At 72.1% G+C, this 1,169-nt stretch carries 2 protein-coding genes and 1 pseudogene; all 3 read right to left on the reverse strand.

What is annotated here, in order from left to right; all coding sequences use genetic code 11:
* Window positions 1-37: 37 nt before the first annotated feature.
* Window positions 38-478 carry a hypothetical protein gene (locus AX737_RS10165; protein ID WP_066921028.1) on the reverse strand — a complete coding sequence of 147 codons (441 nt, stop codon included), beginning with the start codon at window positions 476-478 and terminating at the stop codon, window positions 38-40.
* Between the two features lie 7 nt (window positions 479-485).
* Window positions 486-863 (reverse strand): glycosyl hydrolase, encoded by a 378-nt coding sequence (locus AX737_RS10170; protein WP_066921030.1) that lies wholly within the window; start codon window positions 861-863, stop codon window positions 486-488.
* Between the two features lie 73 nt (window positions 864-936).
* Window positions 937-1,169, reverse strand: a pseudogene (locus tag AX737_RS10175) (hypothetical protein); the annotation flags it as partial.

A 1,169-nucleotide genomic window follows, 5' to 3' on the forward strand; every position in this document is an offset into this window, starting at 1 on the left:
CCGCCGTGACACATCCCCCGCGCGGGCTTCGCGAGCTTCATTGACCGGTCGTCGAGCCCGTCGTGGTGGTCGATTTGACCGGCTTCGAGCCGGGTTCGTGCGACATGGTCTTCGTACGGGACTCGACGCTCTCGCCGTCCCGAACCTTCGTCTTCGTGTGCGACTTCGAGAAGGTGCCGCCGTCGTGGGCCATCGCCTTCGACTGTCCGTTGAGCCCGCCATTGCCGGTCTCGTTGACGTGCGAGCGGTCCATCGTCTTGCCCCCGGCCGCGCTACCGCCGGTCGCCAGCGACGAGCCGGTCGATCCGTTCGCGCCGGTGGAGGTGCCCCCGGTCCCGACGGTCGAGGCGGATGTCCCCCCGGCCGCGGCCGAGCCGGCGCTGCCCGCGGTGGCGCTCCCCCCGGCCTGGGCCTGCGCGACCGCCGGGATGACCAGCAGCCCGAGGGCGGCGACGGGAACAATGAACCTTGCCATCATGTCAGCCTCACTTTGAGCCCTTGGGAACGGTGACGACGCAGTCGCCGTCGCCGGTGGTCGTCACGGTGCCGCCGCCGGAGCTTGAACTGGCGGCCGAGCTGCTGGTCGATCCGTTCCCGGACCGCGTGGTCACCGAGGGACCACCCGTGGTCGAGCTGCTCACGCCGCCGGGGCCGGCCGTGACCGAGCTCGAGAGCGTGCCGGAGTTCTTCGCGTCGTCGGAATGCACGACCTTGCACGGCCTGCCGTCCGGGCCGGTCTTGACCGTCGTGCTGCCCGAGACGCCGTTCGGGCCCGTCGTGACGGTGCTGGTCTGGGCGTGGCTTGCGGCGACGCCGGCGAGGACGAGGGCGCCGCCGATAAGCGGCCTGAACAGGCGAACCATGGTCCGGTCTCCTCGAAGACAGGGTGGGCGCGGTCCGGAGGGACCGCGCCCGATGCTCGAACCCGTCGCGGGCTCAGCGCTTGTTGTGGCCGGGGGCGTTCTCGGAGTTGCCGGGACCGCTCTTGTCGTGGCCGGGCGCGCTGCCCGACTTGCCCGCTCCATCGGACATCCCCGCCGAAGAGCCGCCGGTGCCGACCGACGAGCCGCTCGTGCCCTTGCCGGCCGACGAGCCGCCGGTGCCCAGCGTCGAGGAGGAGCCGCTGCCCGAACCGGCCGACGAGCCGCCGGTGCCCACGGTGGAGGAAC

This window comes from Methylobacterium sp. CCH5-D2, from assembly GCF_001556475.1.
GTDB classification, from domain to species: Bacteria; Pseudomonadota; Alphaproteobacteria; order Rhizobiales; family Beijerinckiaceae; genus Methylobacterium; species Methylobacterium hispanicum.

What these genes read in the sequence shown, in the direction of transcription:
- AX737_RS10170 (WP_066921030.1), bottom strand. Translation starts at nt 863, where the DNA reads ATGGTTCGCCTGTTCAGGCCGCTTATCGGCGGCGCCCTCGTCCTCGCC.
- AX737_RS10165 (WP_066921028.1), bottom strand. Translation starts at nt 478, where the DNA reads ATGATGGCAAGGTTCATTGTTCCCGTCGCCGCCCTCGGGCTGCTGGTC.